18 protein-coding genes and 1 pseudogene are annotated in these 24,537 nt (G+C 60.6%); 8 read left to right on the plus strand and 11 right to left on the minus strand.

Annotated elements, in window-relative coordinates; genetic code table 11:
- Positions 1–13: 13 nt before the first annotated feature.
- The 6 genes from IG629_RS21175 to IG629_RS21200 form a co-directional block, all read right to left on the minus strand.
- Positions 14–1,309 carry an ABC transporter substrate-binding protein gene (locus IG629_RS21175; RefSeq protein WP_193173902.1) on the minus strand — a complete coding sequence of 432 codons (1,296 nt, stop codon included), beginning with the start codon at positions 1,307–1,309 and terminating at the stop codon, positions 14–16.
- Positions 1,310–1,511: 202 nt separating this feature from the next.
- Entirely contained in the window at positions 1,512–2,162 is a 651-nt protein-coding gene (locus tag IG629_RS21180) for an isochorismatase family protein (protein ID WP_193173903.1), read from the minus strand.
- 32 nt (positions 2,163–2,194) lie between these two features.
- A complete protein-coding gene (locus tag IG629_RS21185; protein WP_193173904.1) occupies positions 2,195–3,229 on the minus strand; it encodes a M29 family metallopeptidase in 1,035 nt (344 codons plus the stop codon).
- A 57-nt stretch (positions 3,230–3,286) separates the two neighbouring features.
- Positions 3,287–4,087, minus strand: a complete 801-nt coding sequence (locus IG629_RS21190; protein ID WP_226887001.1) for an alpha/beta fold hydrolase — start codon at positions 4,085–4,087, stop codon at positions 3,287–3,289.
- Between the two features lie 252 nt (positions 4,088–4,339).
- On the minus strand, positions 4,340–5,017 hold the full coding sequence (locus IG629_RS21195; protein ID WP_193173905.1) for a TetR/AcrR family transcriptional regulator: 678 nt from the start codon (positions 5,015–5,017) through the stop codon (positions 4,340–4,342).
- Between the two features lie 94 nt (positions 5,018–5,111).
- Positions 5,112–5,552, minus strand: coding sequence for a MarR family winged helix-turn-helix transcriptional regulator (locus IG629_RS21200; protein WP_193173906.1), 441 nt, complete (start codon positions 5,550–5,552; stop codon positions 5,112–5,114).
- Between the two features lie 241 nt (positions 5,553–5,793).
- Here IG629_RS21200 and IG629_RS21205 point away from each other — a divergent pair, with 241 nt between their 5' ends.
- The 3 genes from IG629_RS21205 to IG629_RS21215 all read left to right on the plus strand — a co-directional run bounded on the left by IG629_RS21205 (position 5,794) and on the right by IG629_RS21215 (position 10,965).
- Entirely contained in the window at positions 5,794–6,291 is a 498-nt protein-coding gene (locus tag IG629_RS21205) for a (2Fe-2S)-binding protein (RefSeq protein WP_193173907.1), read from the plus strand.
- Positions 6,288–9,686, plus strand: coding sequence for a molybdopterin cofactor-binding domain-containing protein (locus IG629_RS21210; protein WP_193173908.1), 3,399 nt, complete (start codon positions 6,288–6,290; stop codon positions 9,684–9,686). Before IG629_RS21205 ends, IG629_RS21210 begins: the two co-directional genes overlap by 4 nt.
- A 124-nt stretch (positions 9,687–9,810) precedes the next feature.
- Positions 9,811–10,965 carry an FAD-dependent monooxygenase gene (locus IG629_RS21215; RefSeq protein WP_193173909.1) on the plus strand — a complete coding sequence of 385 codons (1,155 nt, stop codon included), beginning with the start codon at positions 9,811–9,813 and terminating at the stop codon, positions 10,963–10,965.
- On the opposite strand, the gene IG629_RS21220 is transcribed toward IG629_RS21215, so the two are convergent.
- Complete coding sequence (locus IG629_RS21220; protein ID WP_193173910.1) at positions 10,931–11,944, minus strand: LysR family transcriptional regulator; 1,014 nt, start codon at positions 11,942–11,944, stop codon at positions 10,931–10,933. The two genes, IG629_RS21215 and IG629_RS21220, sit on opposite strands and share 35 nt — an antisense overlap.
- A gap of 165 nt (positions 11,945–12,109) precedes the next feature.
- Here IG629_RS21220 and IG629_RS21225 point away from each other — a divergent pair, with 165 nt between their 5' ends.
- The 5 genes from IG629_RS21225 to IG629_RS21245 all read left to right on the plus strand — a co-directional run bounded on the left by IG629_RS21225 (position 12,110) and on the right by IG629_RS21245 (position 16,983).
- Complete coding sequence (locus IG629_RS21225; protein WP_319025148.1) at positions 12,110–12,979, plus strand: ABC transporter permease; 870 nt, start codon at positions 12,110–12,112, stop codon at positions 12,977–12,979.
- Between the two features lie 10 nt (positions 12,980–12,989).
- Entirely contained in the window at positions 12,990–13,772 is a 783-nt protein-coding gene (locus IG629_RS21230; protein WP_193173911.1) for an ABC transporter permease, read from the plus strand.
- Positions 13,773–13,804: 32 nt separating this feature from the next.
- Complete coding sequence (locus IG629_RS21235) at positions 13,805–14,968, plus strand: extracellular solute-binding protein (RefSeq protein ID WP_193173912.1); 1,164 nt, start codon at positions 13,805–13,807, stop codon at positions 14,966–14,968.
- Between the two features lie 81 nt (positions 14,969–15,049).
- Positions 15,050–16,132 carry an ABC transporter ATP-binding protein gene (locus IG629_RS21240; RefSeq protein ID WP_193173913.1) on the plus strand — a complete coding sequence of 361 codons (1,083 nt, stop codon included), beginning with the start codon at positions 15,050–15,052 and terminating at the stop codon, positions 16,130–16,132.
- Between the two features lie 197 nt (positions 16,133–16,329).
- Complete coding sequence (locus IG629_RS21245) at positions 16,330–16,983, plus strand: hypothetical protein (protein ID WP_193173914.1); 654 nt, start codon at positions 16,330–16,332, stop codon at positions 16,981–16,983.
- Between the two features lie 279 nt (positions 16,984–17,262).
- On the opposite strand, the gene IG629_RS21250 is transcribed toward IG629_RS21245, so the two are convergent.
- From IG629_RS21250 to IG629_RS21300, 4 genes and pseudogenes are all read right to left on the minus strand, one after another.
- Positions 17,263–17,526 carry a hypothetical protein gene (locus IG629_RS21250; protein ID WP_193173915.1) on the minus strand — a complete coding sequence of 88 codons (264 nt, stop codon included), beginning with the start codon at positions 17,524–17,526 and terminating at the stop codon, positions 17,263–17,265.
- Positions 17,527–17,815: 289 nt separating this feature from the next.
- Entirely contained in the window at positions 17,816–23,077 is a 5,262-nt protein-coding gene (locus IG629_RS22765; protein WP_319025149.1) for a beta strand repeat-containing protein, read from the minus strand.
- A gap of 425 nt (positions 23,078–23,502) precedes the next feature.
- Positions 23,503–23,679 (minus strand): hypothetical protein, encoded by a 177-nt coding sequence (locus IG629_RS21295; RefSeq protein ID WP_193173916.1) that lies wholly within the window; start codon positions 23,677–23,679, stop codon positions 23,503–23,505.
- Between the two features lie 155 nt (positions 23,680–23,834).
- Positions 23,835–24,537: pseudogene (locus IG629_RS21300) on the minus strand (hypothetical protein); the annotation flags it as partial.

Consider the following 24,537-nt stretch of genomic DNA (forward strand, 5'->3'; position numbering starts at 1 on the left):
TTATCGTGCAGGATCAGAAGGACATCTTCGTGTAGTCGGCTTCGTCCGGATACAGCGTGTCTTCGGGCGATACCGTGTGGACCACCTTCAGTTTGCCGTCGACCACCTTGGAGATGTTCTGCTGGGCAAAAGACTGGTGCATCTTGCCATTGAAGATTTTCCGGCCCTGCGGGAACTCGTTGCTTTCCTCGAATCCGGTGATGCTTTCCATCGCTTCCAGCATGGCGATCTTCTGCTTCGGCCCCTTGTAGTCGGCCATCTCCATCGCCTTCTTCATGGCGAAAAGCGTCTCCCAGACGGAGAACATGTGAGAGAAGGTCGCGACGCTTTTGGCATCGTCGACGCTCGCGCCATTGGCATCCACGCCGACCTTTTCGCGATAGAATTTGTCGAACGACGTCTGGTTCGGCTGGGCATAGCGCGGCATGGCTTCCCAGAAGTGTGTGCCTTCAAGGTAAGCAAGCTGCGGGATATCGAAGGACACCGCTTCAAGGGAGTCGATGAAGCCGAAGATTTCCGGACGCTGGGAGCCGAGATGCTCGCCCAGCTCCTTGACGAAGGTGAGCACGCCCGGGCCGACCAGCACGTGGTAGATCACCTCCGTGTTGAGCGGAATCCGCGGCAGATAGCGGGTGTAGGAGGTTTCGGTCGGCGGAATTGCGATATCGCCGACGATTTCACCGCCCTGCGCCTTGATCGCCGCTGTCAGGTTGTCCCGGTGATCGTATCCGAAAGCATAGTCCGGATAGATCATCGTCACCTTCTTGCCGAGATTGTCGGTGATCCACGGCGCCATCGAGCTGACCTGGCTCTTCACGTCGCTGATCGACGGCTGGAAGACATACCGGTTGAAGGCACCCGCCGCGAGCGAGTGGGCTTCGGAGCAGAGGAAATACGGCATCTTCAGCTCGCCGGCGCGCGGCGCACTGGCAGCCGAGACATGCGAAAACAGGTGACCGAAGATCGCATCGACCTTGTGCTCGGCACTGAATTTCTCAACCGCCTCAACACCGCGCTTCGGGTCTGTGCCGTCATCCTCGATGATCAGCTCGACCGGCAAGCCATTGATGCCGCCCTGCTCGTTGATCAGTTTCACCGCCGCAAGCGCGGTCCGCTCGTACCAGCGGCCATAGGCAGCGCCGATGCCGGTCCGGTGAAAAGGTGCGCCCAGCTTGATCACGTCGCCGGACTGCGCCACCGCGCGGCCAATGATTCCCGGAGCGGCAAGCGCCGCACCAGACATAGCCATACCCTTGAGCAGCGAGCGCCGCGGCAGGGTAAAAGTCTTTTTGGTACCGATAGTATCCATCTTATCCAGTCTCCCGATTTAAGCCATTCCCGTGGGGTAGATCTTGTTTTTCCCGGCCGCCCGTGCCGGATTTTTATTGGTTCAAAGGCGCTTCAGTCCCTGCATGTTTTATTGGGAAACCATCGCTTCTCCGCCCATCCTTGGCGGCAGCGCCGGCTTCCGGAATTCCAGTCACATCACCTTGTGTAGCCCAACTCCTTCATCAGCCGGCTTGCGTGGCAGCCGGAACAGGGAGCAATCCCTCGATCCAGCCGGCAATGTCCTCGGCATCGGTTACATCGGCATATTTCTGGCCCATGTCGTAGAGGTTCGCTTCATGTGGCGCGGCGGCCCGGTCCGCGCAGCAATCTGCCGCGACAAGGACGTTGAACCCGGACTGTACAGCATCCACCACCGTCGCCCGCACGCATCCGGATGTCGTCGCCCCCGCAACCACGAGCGTGTCCACACCGGCCCCGGTCAGCAAAGCGGCGAGAGATGTGCCGTAGAAGGCGGAAGCACCTTTCTTGACGATCAGCGGATCACTGGGCTGGATGCCCGTGCCTGCGTCGATCTCGACAAGCCGCGATCCTTCCAGGAGCGCTGTCATACCGCGCGCCTTGCGCAGCCAGGCGGTGTGTTCCAGCTCTCCCGGCTGATAGGCGATTGTCGTGAAAATCACCGGAAAGCCGCCCGCACGTGCCAGGTCCGCCAGTCGTTTGGTCCGGGCGACTTCTTCCGCCATGTCCGACGCCGTCGGATAGCGCACATCGGTGAAGCCATAGCTGAAATCGACCACAAGGATCGCTGGGCGCACTCCGCGCGGCACGGAATTTCCGAAACCGGCGGCCTGATACACCTGTTCCTGAGACATCAGTTCATGCCCTCCCCGGAAGAGCCGGCCAATCAGCCACGATCCATCTTCATCTCGTCGACAACAATATCCCCATCCACCACGATCGGTACGTCGTCCAGGAACAGAGAGCAGTTCCGCATCGGAATATCGAGGTGACAGGGCGTGTCGTTCGGCCCGCCCAGCTCGTTGTTCGGACCGGTGGAGAACATCACGTTGCCGTAGAAGCTGCGCGGCTCCATACCCATGCCGCCCGGGAACGCGCCCGGGGTCATGCCATGCCATTTGGCGTTCGGGTTCATCCCCCAGCCGACATGGCTCATGCCCTTGCCACGCTCGTCGTTGAAATCCTCCATGTAGGAGATCACCAGCTCCGCATCGAGCCCGCCCCGGATGTCCTGAACCCAGCCTTTTTCGATCGTGTAGACGATCGGCTCTTCCCGCACATACATGTTCTGCGGCAGCAGGATGTCGCCCGGCGCCACGACGATCTGTCCGTCAACGCCGTCATCGTCCGCGCCGGTGAAGACGAAACCGGACGGCCAGTGATCCCACCGCCCCGGCTCATCCGTGCAGGCATATTCGGCAATGGTCGGATAGGTATTCAGCTTGTAGGTGACATCCGTGCCATTCGGCGAAGTGATCCGCATCACCTTGGCCTTGGACAGGATCTCAGCCCCGATCTCGACCTTCTCGCGCAGCTCCGTCGAGGGCAGCATGCGGGCCAGAAGCTCCGGCGGCTCCACCGCGGTCAGAACACGGGTGCCCGACGCCTGGATCGCCATCTGCTCCGGAGAGAACAGCAGGAAGATGCAATCGATCAGCATGTCGCAATTCTTCAGCGCCTCGACGGCTTCCGGCATCCCGGCCAGCCCCGTCATGCCAACATTCCAGCCACCGATCGGCAGCGGCGACGGCAGGCGCATATGGTACATCACCGCCCCCAGCCGCTGGCCCGCGGCCATGAAGGCATCCGCATAATCCAGCCGGTCACTTCCCTGGGTCAGGACGATCAGCTTCTCACCCTCATGCACGCCGGACATCTTCAGCTGATGCAGGCAAATTTCCGTAAAGCTTGCTTGATCCATGGAATGTGCTCCGCGTTCGGTCCAGTTGCGTGTCTACTCTGTTGCGTATCTGCCGGCTCAGGCCGGTTCTGTATTGAAATCCATCACGGCATCGAGGAAGCCGTCCATATTGTCCCACGGGATCATGTGACCGGCACCGGCAACGGTGCGGATCTCCATATGCGGGGCCAGCCCCTTGATTTCCGTCACGTCATCTTCGGTGATCACGGGCGCATCGCCTGCAACGACCAGCCGCATCGGCAGCGTGAGGTGCGGCAGATCACCATGGATATCGTCGGTCTGGAAACCGTCATAGGCAATGCGGATCGCATCAAGCTGACAGGTTCGCAGCCACTCCGCCCGAAGCTTGAGCTGATCCTCCGTCCAGGTCGGGCAAAATGCTTTCATGTCCTCGCCCGTACAGCCCTTCTGCGACATTACGATGGAGTCTTCATACCAAGGCCAGGGGGACGGGTAGGCCGGACGGCCGGGACCGGAAACGGGCGGATCGACAAGCACGAGCCCACCGAACACATTTTCATTGCCGCGTGCGGCCCGGATCGCAATCCGGGCACCCATGGAATGCCCAAGGACAACGGGTTTCCGAAGTCCCGCGGCCTTGACGACGGCAACAGCGTCCGCCGCCATCGCATCGAGCGAATAATCCAGATCGCCTGCCTCGCTCAGGCCGCGACCGCGCACATCCAGAACGTGAACGTCAAACCGCTCCGACAGACGTTCGGCAACAAACCCCCAGGTGATCGCCGGCGAGGTAATCCCCGGAATGAGCAGCATCTGCGGCCCGCTGCCTTCCCCACGGTCTTCGTAGTGAAGCAAGTGCTGCAGGATGCCGTTTGCATGGAGATTATAGCCGTACAAGATCCCGGTCCCTTCAATACATGCCTGAAGCAAAGGTGCCGCCGCCTGGCCTGAGCGGCATCTGCGCGCACCCCGGCAAGAAAGCCGGGCCTTCAGTTCTCATCGTGACGATCGAGCGCGGGACAGTCTGTCCGATCCGCTCGCTCCTCACCATGACAACCTCCGCTGCAACGATGAAATTCAGCGTAATTTAATCATTTGTATAATAACAAGATAAAAATTTGAGCTGACGCACAAACACCGTGTCCGACGCTAGACCGGAGCCCGCAGACCGGCCGACAAAAACGCCACCAGATGGCTTAGCATCTGGTCTTTTCCGACATCCGTGATGTGCCCGCTGGTCAGATCCTGCAGCCGCCCGAGATCGTTCAGCATGAAGAGGTAAGTCCCGACCAGAAACGCCATGCGCATGGAGATGATGTCCTCGGGAATGTCCGGCAGATTCTTCGCCAGCACCGTGATGTAGCGGTGTAGCGAGGCATCGTAGACCTCACGACGCAGGCGCAGGGCATCCTCTTCCGGCTCCGCATGAAGCCGGGCCTGCATCCGGACGAAGGCGGCCCCGCCCGGCCCGCTGTATTTCATGTCCCACTGAGGCTTCAGGTAGGCCAGGATGATGTCTTCCACCGCCAGCTGCTCGCCGCGATCCAGCAGGGCGTCGAGATTGACATGCCGGTGCCCGGCGAGGACACGCCCCCGGCGGCGAAACACATCGTCGAACAATTTCCTCTTTGATCCGAAATAGTAGCTGATCAGAGCCTGATTCACCCCGGCCCGAGCGGCAATGTCGCGGACCCGCGCGCCGGCGAAACCGTGTTCGGCGAAAACCTGTTCCGCATGATCGGCAATCACGTCCCGCAGATCGCCATTGTCCTTCGGCCGGCCCGGCTTGCGTCTCCGCCGACCATCAGCAACGGCCGAATCCGTCATCCCGACATTTCCTGAACTAGTGGATATTTCGTCCATGGCCCCGGCGCCCTGCTCGACCGATAAATGATTTAAAATTCTGTTTTCGTTTAATAATTCAATAGAGCTTCGCGAGCAATCGAAGCAGGCTCGCGCGCTCCTTCGCATTAAGTGGCGCAAGAGTCTCTTCAGTAATCTGGCGCGCCACAGGCACCAGCTTCGCGATCAGGTCCCGCCCCGCCTGCGTTGTGGAAAGCATGTAGCGTCTTTTGTCGGTCTGGCTCTTCTCCATCTTGACCAGGTCCCTCGCCATCAGGCGCGCCAGCACCCCCTTCGTCGTCGCCGCATCCATGCCGACGAGGCGGCCGAGAGCGTTTTGCGAGATCGGACCATCGACCTCGGACAGCCGAACCAGCGTCGAAAACTGCACCGCCGTCAGCTCACCCCCCATCATTTCCGTGAAAATGGCCATATGGCGCTGATTGGCAAGGCGCAGCATGAAGCCGATCTGGTCTTCGAGGTGATATGGCCCGGGCACATCCGTAGCGTCGACAGTCATAAATCCTGGATCTCCATGAAGGCGCCTACACTATTTCAAACAATACAATAGCTGTGAATGCTCGAACCGGCAGCATGACCCTGGCCTCCTATATTTCCCGGCGTCTGGCAAGCGCTCTCGTTCACCTGCATATTAATTAAGCAGGCATCATTCAATGGGCAAAACTGACGGATCCGAGCTCAAATATATTTGCATACATACAAAACTTCGCTGACTATCGACGGCAATCAGGCGGGGGATCATGGCTGGTACAATCGAACTTACTGTGAACGGGCAAGCCCTGTCGCTTGACGTGGATACGCACCTGACACTGCTGGATCTGCTGCGCCACCGGCTTGGATTGAACGGGCCGAAATACGGCTGCGGCATGGCGCAATGCGGCGCCTGCACCGTTCTGGTCGACGGCGCGCCGGCACGTGCCTGCGTCCTGCGGGCGGTCAAGGCAAACGGCGCTTCCGTTACCACCCTGGAAGGATTGCCAAATGCCGAGACCGGTGAGATGCACCCCGTACAGCAGGCTTTCGACGAGAAGCAAGCCGCGCAATGCGGCTACTGCATCAACGGCATGATCATGAATACGGTGGCTCTGCTCGCCCGCAACCCGTCCCCGACAGACGATGAAATCCGACAGGCTCACCGCCATCACCTTTGCCGCTGCGGCACGCATCTGGAAATCCTCGCGGCCGTGCGCACGGCCGCAGAAAACCTGGCAGCAAAAACCGAAGAACACGCCCGATGACCGACACTTCCACCGGCTCCCTCGAAATCTTCCGGCAAACCGACACTGTCCGTGAGACCTTCATCCGAATCGAGGCATCGGGACAGGTCACCGCCTATAACGGCCATGTCGATCTTGGAACGGGGATCGAGGTCGCGCTTGCCCAGATCGTCGCCGAAGAACTGAATGTCCCTCTCGACCGTGTCCGGGTCGTGCTCGGCAATACGGAGGAGGTCCCGGATCAGGGCCCGACGATTGCGTCGGAGACGATGCAGATCACGGCCATCCCGCTACGCAAGGCCGCAGCCCAGGCACATCGACAGCTATTGCGGCTCGGGGCGCTGCGTCTCAACGCACCGGAGGACGAGGTCACATCGACTGACGGCGCCGTCCATTGGCAAACGGAGCGCTGTGACTATGGCGCGCTGATCGCCGGGCAGGAAATAACCCTGCCGCTTGACCTTGAGACGCCGGTGAAGGATCCCGCGCACTACCAGATCGTCGGCACATCGGCCCCGCGCCGCGACATGATGGAGAAGCTGACGGGGCAGCAGCTCTATGTGCACGACCTCGATATCGAGGGAATGGTCCACGGCCACGTCATCCGGCCGCCCTATGCCGGGCGCGATACCGGGAATTTCATCGGCAACAGCCTGCTCGACTATGATCCGGCATCCGTCGCCGGCATGGACGGGCTGATAGACGTTGTCCGCGTCGGCGATTTTCTCGGCGTCGTCGCCGAGCGTCCGGAGCAGGCCCAGCGCATCGCCGAGGCGCTCGACGTCACCTGGCGCCGGCCGCCGCCCCTGCCGGACCTGGGCGATCTGGTAAACAGCCTCAAGTCGCATCCCTCCACGCCACGCGCGCTCGACTGCAGCGGGGATTTCGAAACCGGCATGGCCGAGAGCGCGAAAACCCTCGCGCGCACCTATGTCTGGCCCTACCACGAACATGGCTCCATCGGCCCATCCTGTGCCGTCGCGGACTGGAACGGTGCCGCACCGGTCGTCTGGTCCGGCACCCAGAGCCCGCATCTGCTGCGCGCCGACCTTGCCATGCTGGTCGACTTACCGGCCGAGACAATCGACGTCCGGCGGTATCAGGTTGCCGGTTGCTTCGGGCGCAATTGCGCCGACGATGTGTGTGGCGACGCCCTGTTGCTGTCCCGGGCCACCGGCAAACCCGTCCGTGTGCAACTCACCCGCGCCCAGGAACATCTGTGGGAACCGAAAGGCGCCGCCCAGATTATGGAAGTCGAGGGCGGCATGACGGCGGGCAACGATCTGCACGCCTATGCGCTCGACACCTGGTACCCCTCGAACCGAGGACCTAACCTTGCCCTGCTGCTGACCGGCGTGATTTCCGGCGAGCCGCGACCGGCGGACATGGGCGACAGGACAAGCATTCCGCCCTATCGGGTGCCGCACAAGAAGATCACGGTCCACGACATGGCCCCGATCGTCCGCGCCGCCTATATCCGTGGCGTCTCGGCACTGCCCAATACTTTCGCGCATGAAAGTTTCATCGACGAGATGGCTTTCGAAGCATCCGAGGACCCGGTCGCCTTCCGCCTGCGTCACATGACAGATCCGCGCGAGGCAGACCTCGTCCGGCGCACCGCCGAAGCCGCTGGCTGGGAGAAACACGACGGGCCGCGCTTCCGGCGCGAGGGCCGCATGGCCTTCGGACAGGGCTTTGCCTTCGCAACCTATGTCCACGGCACCTTCCCAGGCGTCGCCGCCGCATCGGCCGCCTGGGTCGTCGATGTCTCCGTCGATCTCGAAAGCGGGGTCGTCACCCTGCACCGGGTGTTTGTCGGCCAGGACCAGGGACTGGCAATCAATCCGGACGGTGTCCGCCAGCAGATCCACGGCAACGTTATCCAGACCGCCGGACGGGTGATGACCGAGCAGGTTACTTTCGACGAAATCACGCCAACGCCGAAAAGCTGGGCAACCTACCCGATCCAGACCTTCCCCGAAGTTCCGGAAATCCAGACCCTGATCGTCTCCCGGCCGGAAGATCCGCCGCTCGGTGTCGGCGAAAGCGCGGCAGTGCCCAGCGCCGCTGCCATTGCGAATGCGATTTTCGACGCCACCGGTGTGCGGATGCGGGAAGTGCCCTTCACACCGGAGGCAATGCGCAAGGCACTCGGAAACACCGACGGCCCGCTTCGCCTGCAAGGACAAGCCGAGGCAAACGATAATGGACGCCGGAACAAGCTTCTCGGCTGGGCAGGCGCCCTCGCCGGTGCCCTGACCCTCGGCGCGATCTCGCTGCCTCTGCATCCCCCGATCCAGCCAAGCCCGGCACCCAAGCCCGGAACCTTCAGTACCGAAACCCTGGAGCGAGGCCGCCAAGTCTTCGCCCTTGGCGATTGCGCGGTCTGTCATACGGCGGACGGCGGCCTCATAAATGCTGGCGGACGGGCCATGGAGACACCGTTCGGCACCGTCTGGACCACCAACCTGACCCCCGACCCGGACACAGGCCTCGGCAACTGGTCCTATGAGGCTTTCTCCCGAGCCATGCGCAGGGGTATCAGCCGCGACGGAAGCCATCTCTACCCGGCCTTCCCCTATACGTCCTTCGCCAAGATCGGCGAGGAGGACATGTTCGCGCTCTATGCCCATCTGCAAACCCTCGAGCCGGTAAAGGCCGAAACTCCAACCGCCCAAATGATGGCGCCGGTCAATATCCGATCCGGCATGGCGCTCTGGAACGCCGCCTATCACGACGCCGCGCCGTTCCAGCCGGATGCATCCGCTTCCGAGATCTGGAACCGGGGCAAGTATCTGGTCGAGGCGGCGGGCCATTGCGGCGCCTGCCATGCGCCCCGGAATCTGCTCGGGGCAGAACAATCGCTGATGACCGGCACCATGGTCGACGGCTGGTTCGCGCCCGCTCTGCAAGGCATGGAAGCCGGTGCGCGCGGCTGGACCGCAGACAGCCTCTTCGCCTATCTGCGAACAGGGCTCTCCGATCATGCCGCTGCCGCCGGCCCGATGGCGGAGGTGGTCAGCAGCATGACGGCCCTGCCGGACGACGATATCCGCGCCATGTCGGTCTATCTCGCCTCGCTGATACCGCCCGGCGCCGCCACCCCGCACGCAACACCGCCGTCGCTGGCGCCGGACGCGACGCACCGGATCTTCGAAAGCGCCTGCGCCGTCTGCCACGATCCCGCCATGCCAGACCTAGTGACCGCCGCACGGGTTCCGCTGGCCGCCTCGGCAGTCCTGCGCGCGCCAACGCCGGAGGCATTCCGGAGCCTGCTCGATCAGGGTATCGAAGCACCGGTCAACCTCGATCTGCGCGATATGCCGTCCTTCAGGGAAGAGTTCACCCCGGCCCAACGGGATGCGCTTGCGGCCTATATGCGGGCGCGTTTCGCACCCGATCTTCCAGCCTGGTAGGGCGTGCCATGCATCAACAGAAACATGGCATTCCCACGCACGGGGCATCGATTGACATTTGAACCAATATTGTTTGCATGCTAATGACTAATATCATTCGCGACGAGGGAAAGGAGCCTGCCCTGTGAGCCAGATCGAGACAGTCGATATCGCCGTCATCGGAGCCGGCATGGGTGGCGCCGCTGCCGTGGCACTGCTGCTGGAGGCGGGTTTTTCCGTCCATGTCTTCGAGCAGGCCCCGGTTTTCTCACGGATCGGCGCGGGCATCCATATCGGCCCAAACGTGATGAAGATCTTCCGAACCATCGGTCTTGAGGATCGCTTGTCCGAAATCGGCTCTCATCCCGATTACTGGTTCTCGCGCGACGGAAACACCGGCGACTACCTGTCCCGGATTCCGCTCGGCGATTATGCGAAGAAGGAATATGGCGCCCCCTACATCACGATCCACCGGGGCGACCTGCATGCCGAACAGATGGACATCCTGCCGGCCGATCGGGTGCATTTCGATCACGGCCTGAGCGACCTGCAGGAACGCGACGACGACGTGCTGCTCAGCTTCACGAACGGCAAACAGGTCTCCGCCCGTCTGGTAATCGGCGCCGACGGCATCAACTCGATGATCCGCGAGAAACTGCTCGGCCCGGAAAAGCCGAAATTCTCCGGCTGGGTCGGGCACCGCGCCATGGTCAACATGGACAAGCTGCGCGCCTCGGGCCTCGACTTCGAGGCTTGCGTCAAATGGTGGTGGGAGCTGTCCCGCCACATCATGGCGTACGACACCAAGGGCGATAAGTCGGAATACTATTACGTCACAGGCGTACCCGTGGACGGCTGGGAACATGACGAGCCGTTCGTCGACAGCTCCCGCGAGGAGATGGAAGCGATCTTCGGCGGCTCGCACCCGGTGATCCAGACCCTGATCGACGCAACCGAGACCGTCACGAAATGGCCGTTCTGGAACCGCGACCCGCTCAACCTCTGGAGCCGTGGCCGGTTGGTCCTGCTCGGCGATGCCTGCCACCCGATGCGCCCGCATATGGCGCAGGGCGCCTGCATGGCCATCGAGGATGCCGCCGTCCTGACCCGGTGCCTGAAGGAGCTGGGGGCAGAGAATTACGGGGATGTCTTCAATCTCTACGAGGCGACGCGACGGGACCGGGCTACCAAGGTGCAGACGATTTCCAATGCCAACACCTGGCTGAAGGAACCGGAAGACCCCGCCTGGGTCTATGGGTACGACCCTATCCGGGCCGAACTGGGTGGCTCCCAAGCCTGACGGCATTTCCGGAGGGCGGGTAGGTGCGGCCCGACAACGGCAATTTCTCCGTCATCTCCAGCAGCATATCGATCATGCCTTTCTCCGCCCTGTTGAGTCGCGAGGCCGGATTGGTGACGAGAAAGACATCGATTGCCGGTGGATCGTCATAGGGCGGCAGGCGCCAGAGCAGACCATCCTCGACATCGCGGGTCATGACATGGATCGGCAACGGGCCGATCCCGACCCCGGCAACGATCAGCCGTTTCACCTCTTCCAGCTGGGAAGAGGTCGCACGGATCGTATGATCGAGATTGAGCTGGGTGCGCAGTACAGCGACGGGCCGGAGTGCATCCTGCAGGCTGTCTGTATCGAAGGTGACCGAAGGCTCACCGTCGAGATCCGCCAGAGTCAGGTTCTTCTGCCCGAAAAAACGGTGGGTCGGCCCGCAAAAGAAGCCGAAATGCTCACGGAAAAGCTTGTCATAGGTCAGATCGGGATGCTGGCGGTGAACAAGGCAGATCCCGAGGCTGGCTTTCTTCTCCAGCACCGATGCCACCACGTTCGCACTGGTTTCGACGGATATGTCATAGGTCACGTTGCTATGCCGGTGACTGAATTCCCTCAGGGTAGCGTCCAGCGGCGGGAAGATCACATGACTGGCCAGGCGTATCCGGACATGGCCGCGGATCTCGTCCTCGATATCGCGTAGCTCCACAGTCAAGCGGGCAATCGTGCCATGAATCTCAAGCGCCTCGTGATAGAGGCTCTGCCCCGCGTCGGTGACCCGGAAGTGACTAGGCCCGCGGTCGATCAGCCGCTTTCCGAGGCTTGTCTCCAAACGTTTGAGAGCATTGCTGACACTCGGTTGTTTAAGCAAAAGCCGGTCTGCCGCCGCAGTGATACCGCCCTCCTGAACGATTGCGATGAAGGTGCGCAACAGGTTCCAGTCGAGCTCCCGCGCGAGGCGTTCACTGTCGTCCACCCGGGGCAGTTCCACAGACCATTCCTCAAATCAATGACCATGATTTTCATTATCTATTGGAACAATGACCGAGCCTGATGAAGATTTCTACATTCGAGATGAGCCGCATGAGCGGCCGCCGAGAAGAGCCGGACAACCGGCCGTTCAAGACAGGGTCGCGTATCGTTGGGGACATTTCAGGTGAGCGCATTGCGTAGCAAGGCCATGAGGCCGTGGTGGCTCTTGTCGCCGGCACTGGTCACGATCACGCTTCTTGTGGTCGTGCCGATGTCGCTGATCCTGATTTATTCCTTCTATATAAACATCGATCTCGGTGTGGACCGCCCCGCTTTCTCGTTCGAAAACTGGTCGGAGCTGTTCACCGACAGCTACTATCACGTGGCCATATGGAAGACGTTCCGGCTCTCCGTCATCGTCACCGTGCTGGCGGCCTTGCTCGGATATATCCCGGCCTACTTCATCGCCAACACCACCTACAAGCACAAATGGCTGCTGCTCCTGCTGCTAATCCTGCCCTTCTGGGTCAGCTTCATCATCCGGACGCTCTCCTGGATCCACATCATGGGCAATCAGGGCGCCATCAATGGCATGCTGCTCTGGCTCGGGGTGATCGACGAGCCGTTGCAGATGATGTTCAACGAGTTCGCGGTTATCGTCGGCTTCATCCACGTCTTCCTGCCCTACATGATCCTCAATGTGTATGTCAGCCTTGAGGGCGTCGACCGGAACCTGGTGCCCGCCGCGCGGACCCTCGGCTGCTCGCCCTGGCAGGCATTCCGTGAGGTAACGCTGCCCCTGTCCCTGCCGGGCCTGGCCGCGGGCAGCCTGCTGGTCTTCGTGCTCACCGCCGGAAGTTACGTGACGCCTCTTATCCTCGGCGGCCCGAACGACTTCCTGTACGGCAACCTGATCTATGACGCGATCCTGTCCGAGCTGAACTGGCCGATGGGCGCGACACTCTCCTTCACCCTGCTGGTTCTGCTCGGTCTCGTGGTTGTCCTCTACAGCCGGATCATGGGCATGAACCAACTCTACAAAGCCTTCGGGTGAGGAGCGGTCCATGGGTTGGAACCTGATCCGTCTCTATGCGGTCGCCGTCTATATCTTCATGTTCGCGCCGGTTGCGGTTGTCCTGCTGCTGGCCTTCAACAGCTCGCAGTTCGGAGGCTTCCCGATCGAAGGCTTCAGCCTGCAATGGTTCGAGAAGCTTTACGAAAACGAGGCGATCGTCCGCGCTTTCAAGACCTCGTTCGTGCTCGGAATCGGCACCGCCATCCTGGCGACCACGATCGGCATTCTCGCGTCCCTCGCCCTCGTCAGATACCGCTTCCCGGGCAAGGCATGGATCACCACTTTCCTGATCTCCCCGGTTCTGGTGCCGGAGACTGTCCTTGCCGTCGGCCTGCTGCTGTTTCTGCGCTGGCTGTCGATGCCGCGTTCCTTCGCCCTGCTGCTGATCGGTCATACGATCATCGCGTTGCCCTTTGTCGTCCTCGTGGTTCAGGCGCGCCTTGTCGGCATTCGCAAGGACTATGAGGAGGCGGCGCTCAGCCTCGGCGCCAATCCGCTACAGACCTTCTTCCAGATCACGTTGCCGCTGCTGATGCCGGCCGTGTTCGCCGGCGCGTTGTTCGCCTTCACGATTTCATTCGACAACATCACCGCGACAATCTTCTGGCGCCCGGCCGGCTCCGAGACCGTACCAACGCAGATCTTCGGCATGCTGCGCAATTCCGTCAGCCCGGAAATCAATGCCCTTGGTTTCGTCATGATCGTTATCACCGTCGGCGTACCGCTCATGGCGGGCGGACTCGCCCGGTATTTCACCCGCAAAAAACGATAATCCGCCATCGCATGAACAGAGGAGAATCAAAGATGAAAATCAGCTCAACAAAGCGATACGAGACCCTGCGCGAGCGCATGGGCAACGGCGACATGGACCGTCGCTCCTTCATGGCGCTGCTCGGCTATGCCGGCATGGCCGCCGGTGTCGCGGGCGGCGCGATGACCGGGCTCAGCCGCCATGCCATGGCGGCCGGAACCGACATCTATTTCGAGGGCTGGGGTGGTGTCGTCAGCGAAGCCCTGCGCAAGCACGCCTTCGATCCCTATACGGCAAAGAGCGGCAACAAGGTCATCGACTCCGCCTTCGGCGGCGAGTCCGAAGTGCTGACCAAGATCAAGGCTGCCGGCTCTATCGACGGCCACAACATGCTGCATTCCTCCGGTGTGAGCTGGTATCAGCGCTGGGTCGACAACGGCTATGGCAGCGAGCTGAACGAGGCCAATATCCCGAACATGGTCAACGTGATGGATGCCATCATCAAGCCGTTCCGGGCGATCACGCCGAACAGCCTCTCGGCCGTCCCGTACGACTACGGCACCACCGGTATCGCCTACAACACGAAGTACGTGTCCAAGGAAGAAGCCGAGGCGCTTGGCGCCAATCTGCTGCTCAAGAAAGAGCTGAAAGGCAAGATCGGTGGCTGGGGCGGCGACTGGGCGAACCGAGCCTGGTATGGCGCGCTGCAATCAGATCAGGATCCGAACAACATCAAGGACTGGGACGCGGTCTGGGAAAAAGCCCGCGAGCATCGCGGCCTGATCGTCAAATACTGGGAGTCCGGCGCCGAGCTGATGGATCTTCTCGCCAAGGAAGAGATCTATGTCACAGAGGCCTGGTCCGGCCGTGTCGCCGCGCTGCAGGCCCAAGGCCATCCGATCGGCTATCTCGACCCGAAGAACGGCCTCGCCTGGATGGAAAGCATGTTCGTGCTCAAGGGCTCTCCGATGGCCGACGCCGAGGAGCTGCTGAACTTCATGCTGGCACCGGAAACCGCGCTCGCGGTCGCCGAAGGACAGAAATACCCGTCCTCGCTCGATCCGAACAAGATTGCCATGTCCGACACGATCAAGGGCCTGCCGGCCTTCGATCCGACCGGCAAGCTGGAAGGCCTCGTGTTCCGCGATCCGACGACCTGGAACCCGGTCGAAAAAGCGCAGAAGAAGCAGTGGAACCGCCTGAAGAAAGGCGCCTGAGCCTTTCATGCAGCACGCTGGCCGGTCTCTCCGGAGGCCGGCCGGACCCGCTGGAACAGTCTATAAAGCGAGGAATGGTCAGTGGCCCAGGTTGAACTTGTCGGCATTCGGAAGGCCTTCGGCCCCGTCGTCGCGGTCGAAGACGCGAACATCACCTTCGAGGAAGGCTCCTTCACCACGCTGCTGGGGCCATCCGGCTGCGGGAAGACAACCTTGCTGCGGATGATCGCGGGGCTCGAATCCCCCACAACCGGCGACATCCTGGTTGGCGGCCGGCGCGTGAACGACATACCGATCCACAAACGCAATCTCGGTCTGGTGTTCCAGAACTATGCCCTGTTCCCGCACAAGACCATCGGCGAGAACATCGCCTTCGGCCTGAAATATCGTGGTGTGCCGAAAGAGGACGCCCGCAAGAAGGTCACCGAGGCCCTGAACATCGTGCGCCTTCCCGGCGTAGAGGAGCGCTTCCCGACCCAGCTCTCTGGCGGCCAGCAACAGCGTATCGCGCTTGCCCGCGCCATCGTCATCGAGCCGGACGTCCTGCTGCTCGATGAGCCGCTCTCGGCCCTGGACGCGAACCTGCGCGAGGAAATGCGGGTTGAGTTGAAAGCCATCCAGAACCGTATCGGCGTCACCTCGATCTTCGTCACGCACGACCAGTCCGAAGCGCTGGCCATGTCCGACAGGATTGTGGTCATGAGCGCCGGCAGGGTCGAACAGATCGGCACGCCGGAGCTGGTTTATAACCGCCCCGCCTCGGAATTCGTGACGACATTCCTTGGTAACGCGAACATTCTTTCCGGCACCGTGAAAGCCCTGAACGACGGTATCGCCGAGCTCGAGGTCCCCGCCCTCGGCAGCCTTTACGCAATGCTGGAGGCAAGTGAGAGGCAACAGGTGAAAAGCGGTGCCCCGGTCAAGCTGTCGATCAAGGCGGAGAAACTCGCTCTGGAAGACCAACGGACCGCCGAAGAGCACGATACCGTGCTGACAGCACAGGTGCGGGATGTCGATTACCAGGGCCAGGTCGCCCGCTATTTCCTACAAGCCGGCAATCAGGCCCTGCAGGCGATCAACCAGATCGACGAACGCCCGCACACGGTCGGCGCCGATGTCTCGGTCCGCATCCGCGCCCGAGATTGCGTCATTCTGCCGGCGTGAGATTCGGCGATGTTTGTTTACGGATCGCAAAGCAACCCTATTAGAATGCGATAGATTTGCCGACAGCGTTGAACAAACCAAGAACGGCACTTGAGCGTCAATTGAGGTAAATCAATACTTTCGAGGAAACTATATTACCTGCGCCTAAATACTTTTACTGCAAGGACACCGCGTCAGTTTTTAGTGGATAATAAGCAATGATTCCAGAGGCTAAAGAGTGGATTTTCGATAAAATCACTTCAGATCGACGAAAATATCTTGAACAAGATATTCCTTTTGAAGAAACAACCAAATGCATATTGAGTTCATGCCAGATATTTTGTTGTGACTATGAAAAATACCATACACCACCCGACGGCACACCGGATAACACAAAACAAGTATTATTTAAAATAAACACTAAAAAAGAGTTTTTCGATCTATTTTATTCATCTCGCGATGGGTTGAGAGGTAGATATTGGCAGAGTCCCGATATCGGAAATGTAGCGACGAAGTATTTCATCAGCCAAATGGAAGAACGGCTTATTGATTACTGGAAAGTCAAACGTGGTACTGATGATCTAGATTTTGTTCGCGCCTCCCTGAATGAGGCTTCCGCAAAAGTATGGATAGCCGAAAAAGACGATGGCGGGAGCTATTTAGTAAAAAACGGTTGTGAAACGACAATTTGTGTTGAGCGCTGGAAACGCAACCAGATTGAAGCAAAAAAAGAAGATGAGCGCTGGAAGTGTGCTCCAGTCGGAAATTGCATCGAAATTAAGGGTGCCCTACTGGATCCAGATCTAGGAGAACATATCCCTGTAAGCAAGCGTGACCGTTCCTGCCAAATACATAGATTTGGTTACACCTGACATAGCATCCATGCACTGAAGGTCGCGGCAGATTCACCGGCAGCTAGCAGGAAAATCGCCCTGAACGCCGCTCGTTTCCTCCATGCTTCCAGACAACAAAAACCGGCCCCGTCGATTATGGCTAAGCCATTGATATATTGTTAAATTTGGTTTCTGGAATAGAACTTGAACCTACGACCTTCAGGTCAAAAAAAAGGCGGAATGCCGGAGCATTCCGCCAAAGCTGCTCGGGAGGGTCACACGAACCGGGATCGGCCCGGGAGTTCCCCCAGCAGGGGATTACTTAAAGAGGCTTTTGAATTCCGCTGGATTGTCGGAGAAGCTGTAGGACAGTCTGAGGCCGATAAAGACCTCATCATTGTCGTCAGTGCCGCTGTCCTCGGTGCCCTCGCTCAGGTTCAGATAAAGCCCCTCGGCCACCTTGAACTGGAAACCAAGGCTGTAGCGCATCGACTCTTCGTCCATTCCGCGATCCCGGTCATGCTCGATATACGCCACTTCACCGAGAAGACTGGCATCGGCACCGGAAATCCGTTCGGCCATGGATCATCCCCCCTATCCACGCGCTGTCCTAATCGTCGTGCGCCCTCGCGCCGTACAGCCCACGATGTAACCGTAATCGCCAAACCGGCGGGTCCGCTAAGCGTGGGATGCGGTCACCTGAAGGCGCTAAGGTGACCGCCGCTTTTGATCTAAACCGGGGCCGGTCCAACCGGCGACGCGGTACGCTAGACCGCCACCCGGACACCCACACCTGACGTGCACCAAGTAGCCTGGAGATGGGTGGACGCGGTTGATCTGGCCGCCTGCGTCCGCCCATAGGGTGTGGGTGTCAGAGCAGCAAGAAATTGTCGGCGAAGCCGATGCCCTGCAGGTCGATCAACGTGTCGGTCCCGTCATCCCCGTTCGCCAGATTGAGATCGGTGACGGTATAGGTGTTGGCGTTCACTTGCGTGATCTCGTAGTCGGCCATCACCCCCTGGTAGTTAACGGCATCTAAGTACCCCTGGGGATGGGTGCCGTCGTTGCCGCCACCGATAAAGGTATCGTCGCCGGGCTCGCCGTTGAAATTCTCGACCTTCGCGCTGCCGGTGATGCTGTCGTTGCCTTCCCCGCCATTGAAGCCGGTCTGGAAAGCGCCTGCGGGAACGGTCAGCGTGTCGTCGAATGGCGTGCCGTTGACGAACAGGTCGCCCGGGGCGTTCTCGAACACCGAGGGCTGGAGGTTGATGAACGCGTCGGCAAAGCCGATCGACTGGACGTTCACCAGGGTATCGGTGCCGTCATCACCGTTCCCCAGGTTAAGATCGGTAACCGTGAAGGTGTCGTCGGAGATCTTGCTGATAAGATAGTCAGCCATCACCCCCTGATAGTTGGCTGTATCTAGGTGCCCTTGAGGATGGGTGCCGTCGTTGCCGCCACCGATAAAGGTATCGTCGCCGGCACCGCCATTGAAATTCTCGACCTTCTCGCTGCCGATGATACTGTCGTTGCCTTCCCCGCCATCGAAGCCGGTTTGGAAAGCGCCTTCGGGAACCGTCAGCGTGTCGTCGAATGGCGTGCCGTTGACAAACAAGTCGCCAGGAGCGTTCTCGAACACCGTCGGCTGGATGTTGATGAACGCGTCGGCAAAGCCGATCGCCTCAATGTCGATCAGCAGATCCGTGCCCTCGTCACCGTCGTTGAGGTCGATGTCGGTCACCGTGAAACTACCGTCGCCGATCTGCGTCACGTCGTAGCCAGCCTGCACGCCGCTGTACTGGGCGTCATCCAGAAAACCCTGCGGGTGATTGCCGGCATTGCCGCCGCCGATCAAGGTGTCGTTGCCGGCTCCACCCCGCAGCCCATCTGACTCGGCACCGCCAACCAGGCTATCGTTGCCTTCGCGGCCGTCGATAGACGTCCGGATCGCCCCCGTTACTCCGGTGATCGTGTCGTCGAACGGGGTGCCGCCAATGAAGAAGTCGCCGCCCCCATTGTCGGTCACTCTGGGCTGGGTATTGATAAACGCGTCGGCGAAGCTGATCCCTTGAATGTCGATCAACAGATCGGTGCCTTCGTCCCCGTCGCTGATGTCGATATCGGTCACCGTGAACGTGCCGTCACCGTTCTGCATCACGTCATAACCAGCCTGCACGCCGCTGTACTGGGCATCGTCCACATATCCCTGCGGGTGATTGCCGGCATTGCCGCCGCCGACCAGAGTGTCGTTGCCGGCACCGCCCCGCAGCCCGTCATACTCGGGACCGCCGACCAGACTGTCATTACCTTCGCGGCCGTCGATGAAGTTTTGGATCGCCCCGGTCACACCGGTGATCGTGTCGTCGAACGGGGTGCCGCCAATGGAGAAGTCGCCGTCACCATTGTCGGTCACTCTGGGCTGGATGTTGATAAACGCGTCGGCGAAGCTGATCCCTTGAATGTCGATCAGCAGATCGGTGCCTTCGTCCCCGTCGCTGATGTCGATATCGGTCACCGTGAACGTGCCGTCACCGTTCTGCATCACGTCATAACCAGCCCGCACGCCGCTGTACTGGGCATCGTCCACATAACCCTGCGGGTGATTGCCGGCATTGCCGCCGCCGACCAGAGTGTCGTTGCCGGCACCGCCCCGCAGCCCGTCATACTCGGGACCGCCGACCAGACTGTCATTACCTTCGCGGCCGTCGATGAAGTTTTGGATCGCCCCGGTCACACCGGTGATCGTGTCGTCGAAGATGGTGCCGCCAACGAAGAAGTTGCCGCCCCCGTTGTCGACCACTTCGGGCGTCAAGTTGAGGTACGCATCATCGAAGCTGACCGCTTCGACTTCGGATAGCCGGTCGATTTCTCCGGTGCCGAGGTCTTCGACCTCGAATTCGCCGCCAGCGAGCTGTCGGATGTCGAACTCGTTGCGGGTCCGGCCCCAATACGAAACCCGGTCGAACCCGTCGCCGCCGACGAGACTATCGCTGCCGGCACTGCCGATCAGATTGTCGCTACCCGCGCCGCCGAACACCGTGTCGTTGCCGTCTTCGCCGCGCAGCTGGTCGTCGCCGCCATGGCCGAAAATCAGGTCATCGCCATAGCTGCCCCGCACCCGATTGGCGGCATCATCGCCGTGCAACTCATCGCTCTGGAAGGAGCCGATCAGGCGTTCGAAACCGGTCAGCAAGTCGAAACCTTCGCCGTCCCCCACATCCTGCACGGTCCCTTGCAACCGCAGGTCAACCGTGACACCGATGCCGTCATTCCCGAAATCATCGGTGAAGCGATAGTCGACCTCGTCGGTCCCCGCGCCACCATCGAGGACATCGTTGCCCTCGCCGCCGCGCAGGTTGTCGCTCCCGCCGCCGCCGGACAAAGTGTCGTCGCCGGTCCCCCCGCGCATCCGTTCGCTATCGTCCGAGCCGAGGATCTGGTCGTCCCCGCCCCGGCCGTAGAGGTAGTCCAGATATCCGCCGAAGCCCTGCAGCACGTTGGCACCGTCATCGCCCTGGATGATTTCGGTGTAGAACGCCTGATTGCTGCCGGTCGGCCCATCCGGGGTCAAGTAACGGGAGAGACCTCCATTCGGCGCGGACGGGTCGGTGTAGAAGTCATTGAACGCGCCATCGATCTCGAAGTAGTCGATCGCATCGACTGACCCGGAGTACTGGCCAACGATGCGGATTTCGCCCGCCCCCGGCACCGGATCGTAGCGCGGACCATCGGCAACGCTAATGACCAGATCGTCGCCGTCGCGGTACCAGTTGGCGTCGTAGTACGATCCGTCGATCCGAACGCCGTCCTCTGCCCCGTCATCGACAGCACCCTGGACGACCACGTCATTGCCGTCGCCCGCTCGCCAGACGAACAGATCGGAACCGCTATTCCCGATCAGGGTGTCATTGCCCACGCCGCCGTCCAGCGTGTCGTTGCCAGCCCCGCCGATGAGGGCGTTATCAGCACCATCACCTGTCAGACGGGCCGCGACACTGGCGCTCGAGACGTCGACATTCTCGATGTTAACCAGGCTGTCAGACAGGACCGGATCGCCCAGGCGGCCGGAATATCCGGTCGCCAGATTACCGTCGTAGACGAAGTCGACTGGTAGGGAGAACAGGGAGAAGTCGACCTCGAACGTATCGGTGCCCGCGCCGCCGTCGAAGGCCTGCGAGCCGGACCCGTCGGTAACAAGACGATCGTCGTCGGCACCGCCATTGACCGTATCGTCACCGGCACCGCTGAAAAGGGTGTCGGCACCGTCACCGCCATCGAGCAGATCGGCTCCCTCTCCACCGCTCAGAATGTCGGCTCCAGAGTCCCCGTTCAGGGTATCGTTTCCGGCGCCGCCCAGCACCGTATCATTACCGCCGAGAGCCGCGATCAGGTCGTCGTCCGCACTACCGATAAGCAAGTCGTCGCCCTCGGTTGCTCCTGAGGCAGAGTCAAGGAGCTCCTCTGCCGACAGGGTCACATCCGCGAATTCGAAGGTCTCGATACCCCGGATCGCATTGGTGCCATCCCGGCCGGCGATAGTGTCGGTGATCGTAAACCGGCTGTTGCCCGTCTTCTCGATCACGTATTCGGAATAGGAGCCGGCGAGTTGCAATGTATCCGCACCGGCATCGCCCCGGATATCGTTGCTGCCATCGCTGGCGATCAACAGGTCGTCGCCGTCACCACCTTGCAGGGTGTCGTCGCCGTCGCCACCGACCAGCGTGTCATTGCCGATCTCGCCGCGCAGCCGATCGTTGCCGGCGCCGCCCTCGAGCCGGTCGCCACCGTCACCGCCCCGCAGGTCGTCATTGCCCTCACCGCCCCGAATTGTGTCGGCGGCGGCACTGCCGCGGATCGTGTCATGACCGGCGCCACCGTCGATCGCCGACGCCGTGACGCTGCTCGCCGAGAAGTCCAGTCTGTTGTCCGAAGACGTTCCGGATATCAGGCCACCCCGGGCATCGACCACTTCTATGGAGTCGCCCCGCCGGAAGTCCGACAGAGTCAGGCCTTGGCTGTCCACCGTCGCCAGGGTGTCGGTTCCGGAGCCGCCGTGGAAATCATCATTACCGGCGCTGGCGATCAACAGGTCGTCGCCGTCACCACCTTGCAGGGTGTCGTCGCCGTCGCCGCCGATCAGCGTGTCGTTACCGGACTCGCCGCGCAGCTGGTCGTTACCGACCCCACCTTCAAGCAGGTCGCCACCTTCTCCGCCGCGCAGGTCGTCATCGCCGTCACCGCCCCGAATTGTGTCAGCGGCCGCGCTGCCGCGGATCGTGTCTTGACCGGCGCCGCCGTCGATTGCCGACGCCGTGACGCTGCTTGACATGAAGTCCAACCGGTTGTCCGTTGCGGTGCCGGAAATCACACCACCCTTGGCATCGACCACTTCTATGGAGTCGCCCCGCCGGAAGTCCGACAGGGTCAACCCTTGACTGTCCTCCGCCGCCGTCAGGGTGTCGGTCCCGGAGCCACCGTGGAAATCATCGTTACCGTCGCTGGAGATCAAAAGGTCGTCGCCGTTGCCTCCTTGCAACGTGTCGTCACCGACTCCGCCGACCAACGTGTCGTTGCCGGACTCACCTCGTAGCCGGTCGTTGCCGGCCCCGCCCTCGAGCAGGTCGCCACCTTCGCCGCCCCGCAGGTCGTCATTGCCCTCATCGCCGCGAACTGTGTCGGCGGCGGCGCTGCCACGGATCGTGTCATGACCCGCGCCACCGTCGATCGCCGACGCCGTGACGCTGCTTGACGTGAAGTCCAACCGGTTGTCCGACGCGGTGCCGGAAATCATACCACCCTTGGCATCGACCACTTCGATGGAGTCGCCCCGCCGGAAGTCCGACAGGGTCAACCCTTGGCTGTCCTCAGCCGCTGTCAGGGTGTCGGTCCCGGAGCCGCCGTGGAAATCATCGTTACCATCGCTGGCGATCAACAGGTCGTCCCCGTCGCCGCCTTGCAGCGTGTCGTCACCGGCACCGCCGACCAGCGTGTCATTACCAGTCTCGCCGCGCAGCCGGTCGTTACCGGCCCCTCCATCGAGCAGGTCGTCGCCAGCGCGTCCACGCAGGTTATCGTCGCCCTCGCCGCCAAGTATGGTGTCGTCGAAATTGCCGCCAATGATTGTCTCGGCCATTGATCATTCCCCCTGTCCACGCACTGTCCTGGTCGTCGTGCGTCCTTGCACCGTCCGATCCACGAAGTAATCGTGGTCCGGGCTTCCGGCTGTCGGTCGACATGGCGTGACAGGCCGACCTGCGAGCCGAGATGTTCTCGTAGGAAAACCCTAAGGTGACAGCGTGAGCCGAGCGTGACTGGAGCGTCAGCAAAACGTGAAATCGACAATCCTGCGGAACCGCCCCGCGGGACGTCCCTGTTCCATCCCGTCATCCGATGGCCAAAACGGAAGAGCGGCTCGGGATCGCGGGGTGGCCGAGACGACTGAGCTTTCGCATGCCCGTGAGCATTTGAAATATCGCCTTTGACTCTATGAAGCTTTCTCACTCATCGTGCTAAAAGGTGAGATTGATCCTGACCCAGGCCGGCCTCCCAACCGCGTCCCTATCGGCGATCGCCTGGTTCCATCCCGAGCGCACCTGGCACACCCGGGAATTGATCGCGCTTCCCCAGGGCATTGCCGCGACCATTTCGATGCGGGACATCCGCCGTCCTCTGGCCAGCCTTCTGCTCCTCCAAAATCGAGATGATGTACTCTTCACTTATCTGGTTGCGCTTCATGTAATCCGTCTCCTCCCGGTTGACGGAATTCACTCAAAATTGGAGGAGTTTGCAGGGTAGTATTTGTTCAAGACTCGACACTTGAGATGGCCATTTAAGGTACATTTCCCACTAAGCAGATCATTTGTGGTCATGTCGGTGGGCACGAACTTACTCTAGGTAATGAAATCTGAAACAACGACTTCAGTTGCTTGATTAACACCGGTCAGGACTATCAAAGAATCACCTGTATTGAATGCGCCGCTATCATCGTGATCAACGGCAACGTAGGCGTTCCCCGTTCCGGCTACATTATAGGCAACGTAGATTCCATCATTTGCACCGGTACCGGCGGTAAACACCGCGTCTGCCGCAACAATGAACGCGGCAAGTCCACTATCTGTGCTGGCAGTTAGGCTGCCTCCGTCAGCAATCGTAGCTTCATCTGCCCCAGCAAGGCCCACCTTAATCTTGTCAGCTTGAGACGCCGCAGTAGAGAAATTAGTGATCGTATCAGCGTCTGCCAAAATTATACCGGTGTCGCCAGTACCAACAACGAAGGTATCAGCCCCGCTCCCACCTGTAATAGTATCAGCACCGGTGCCACCTTGAATGCTTATGGCACCGGTAACACTAGTAAAGTCCAAAGTGTCCGCGCCCGCGGTACCATCGTAGCTGATCACACCGGTTGTGGCCGTATCGATACTATTGATATTGGCTGCGTTAATAGTACCGGATAGCGTCACAGTACCGGTATGTGAGGTGATCCCGGCAAATGCCGCAGCAAAATCAGCGGCCGTCCCGCTCAGATCGGCCGCGTTCGTCTCAGTATTCAGCGTGATTGCACCCGTCGTCGCGGCATTAATCGCAACAAGCTCG

It is taken from the genome of Nisaea nitritireducens, assembly GCF_014904795.1.
GTDB lineage: Bacteria > Pseudomonadota > Alphaproteobacteria > Thalassobaculales > Thalassobaculaceae > Nisaea > Nisaea nitritireducens.

Coding starts and splice junctions, on each gene's coding strand:
- IG629_RS21250 (WP_193173915.1), bottom strand. CDS start 17,526: ATGGCCGAACGGATTTCCGGTGCCGATGCCAGTCTTCTCGGTGAAGTG.
- IG629_RS21230 (WP_193173911.1), top strand. CDS start 12,990: ATGGGTTGGAACCTGATCCGTCTCTATGCGGTCGCCGTCTATATCTTC.
- IG629_RS21180 (WP_193173903.1), bottom strand. CDS start 2,162: ATGTCTCAGGAACAGGTGTATCAGGCCGCCGGTTTCGGAAATTCCGTG.
- IG629_RS21175 (WP_193173902.1), bottom strand. CDS start 1,309: ATGGATACTATCGGTACCAAAAAGACTTTTACCCTGCCGCGGCGCTCG.
- IG629_RS21200 (WP_193173906.1), bottom strand. CDS start 5,552: ATGACTGTCGACGCTACGGATGTGCCCGGGCCATATCACCTCGAAGAC.
- IG629_RS21185 (WP_193173904.1), bottom strand. CDS start 3,229: ATGGATCAAGCAAGCTTTACGGAAATTTGCCTGCATCAGCTGAAGATG.
- IG629_RS21195 (WP_193173905.1), bottom strand. CDS start 5,017: ATGACGGATTCGGCCGTTGCTGATGGTCGGCGGAGACGCAAGCCGGGC.
- IG629_RS21210 (WP_193173908.1), top strand. CDS start 6,288: ATGACCGACACTTCCACCGGCTCCCTCGAAATCTTCCGGCAAACCGAC.
- IG629_RS21235 (WP_193173912.1), top strand. CDS start 13,805: ATGAAAATCAGCTCAACAAAGCGATACGAGACCCTGCGCGAGCGCATG.
- IG629_RS21295 (WP_193173916.1), bottom strand. CDS start 23,679: ATGAAGCGCAACCAGATAAGTGAAGAGTACATCATCTCGATTTTGGAG.
- IG629_RS21205 (WP_193173907.1), top strand. CDS start 5,794: ATGGCTGGTACAATCGAACTTACTGTGAACGGGCAAGCCCTGTCGCTT.
- IG629_RS21245 (WP_193173914.1), top strand. CDS start 16,330: ATGATTCCAGAGGCTAAAGAGTGGATTTTCGATAAAATCACTTCAGAT.
- IG629_RS22765 (WP_319025149.1), bottom strand. CDS start 23,077: ATGGCCGAGACAATCATTGGCGGCAATTTCGACGACACCATACTTGGC.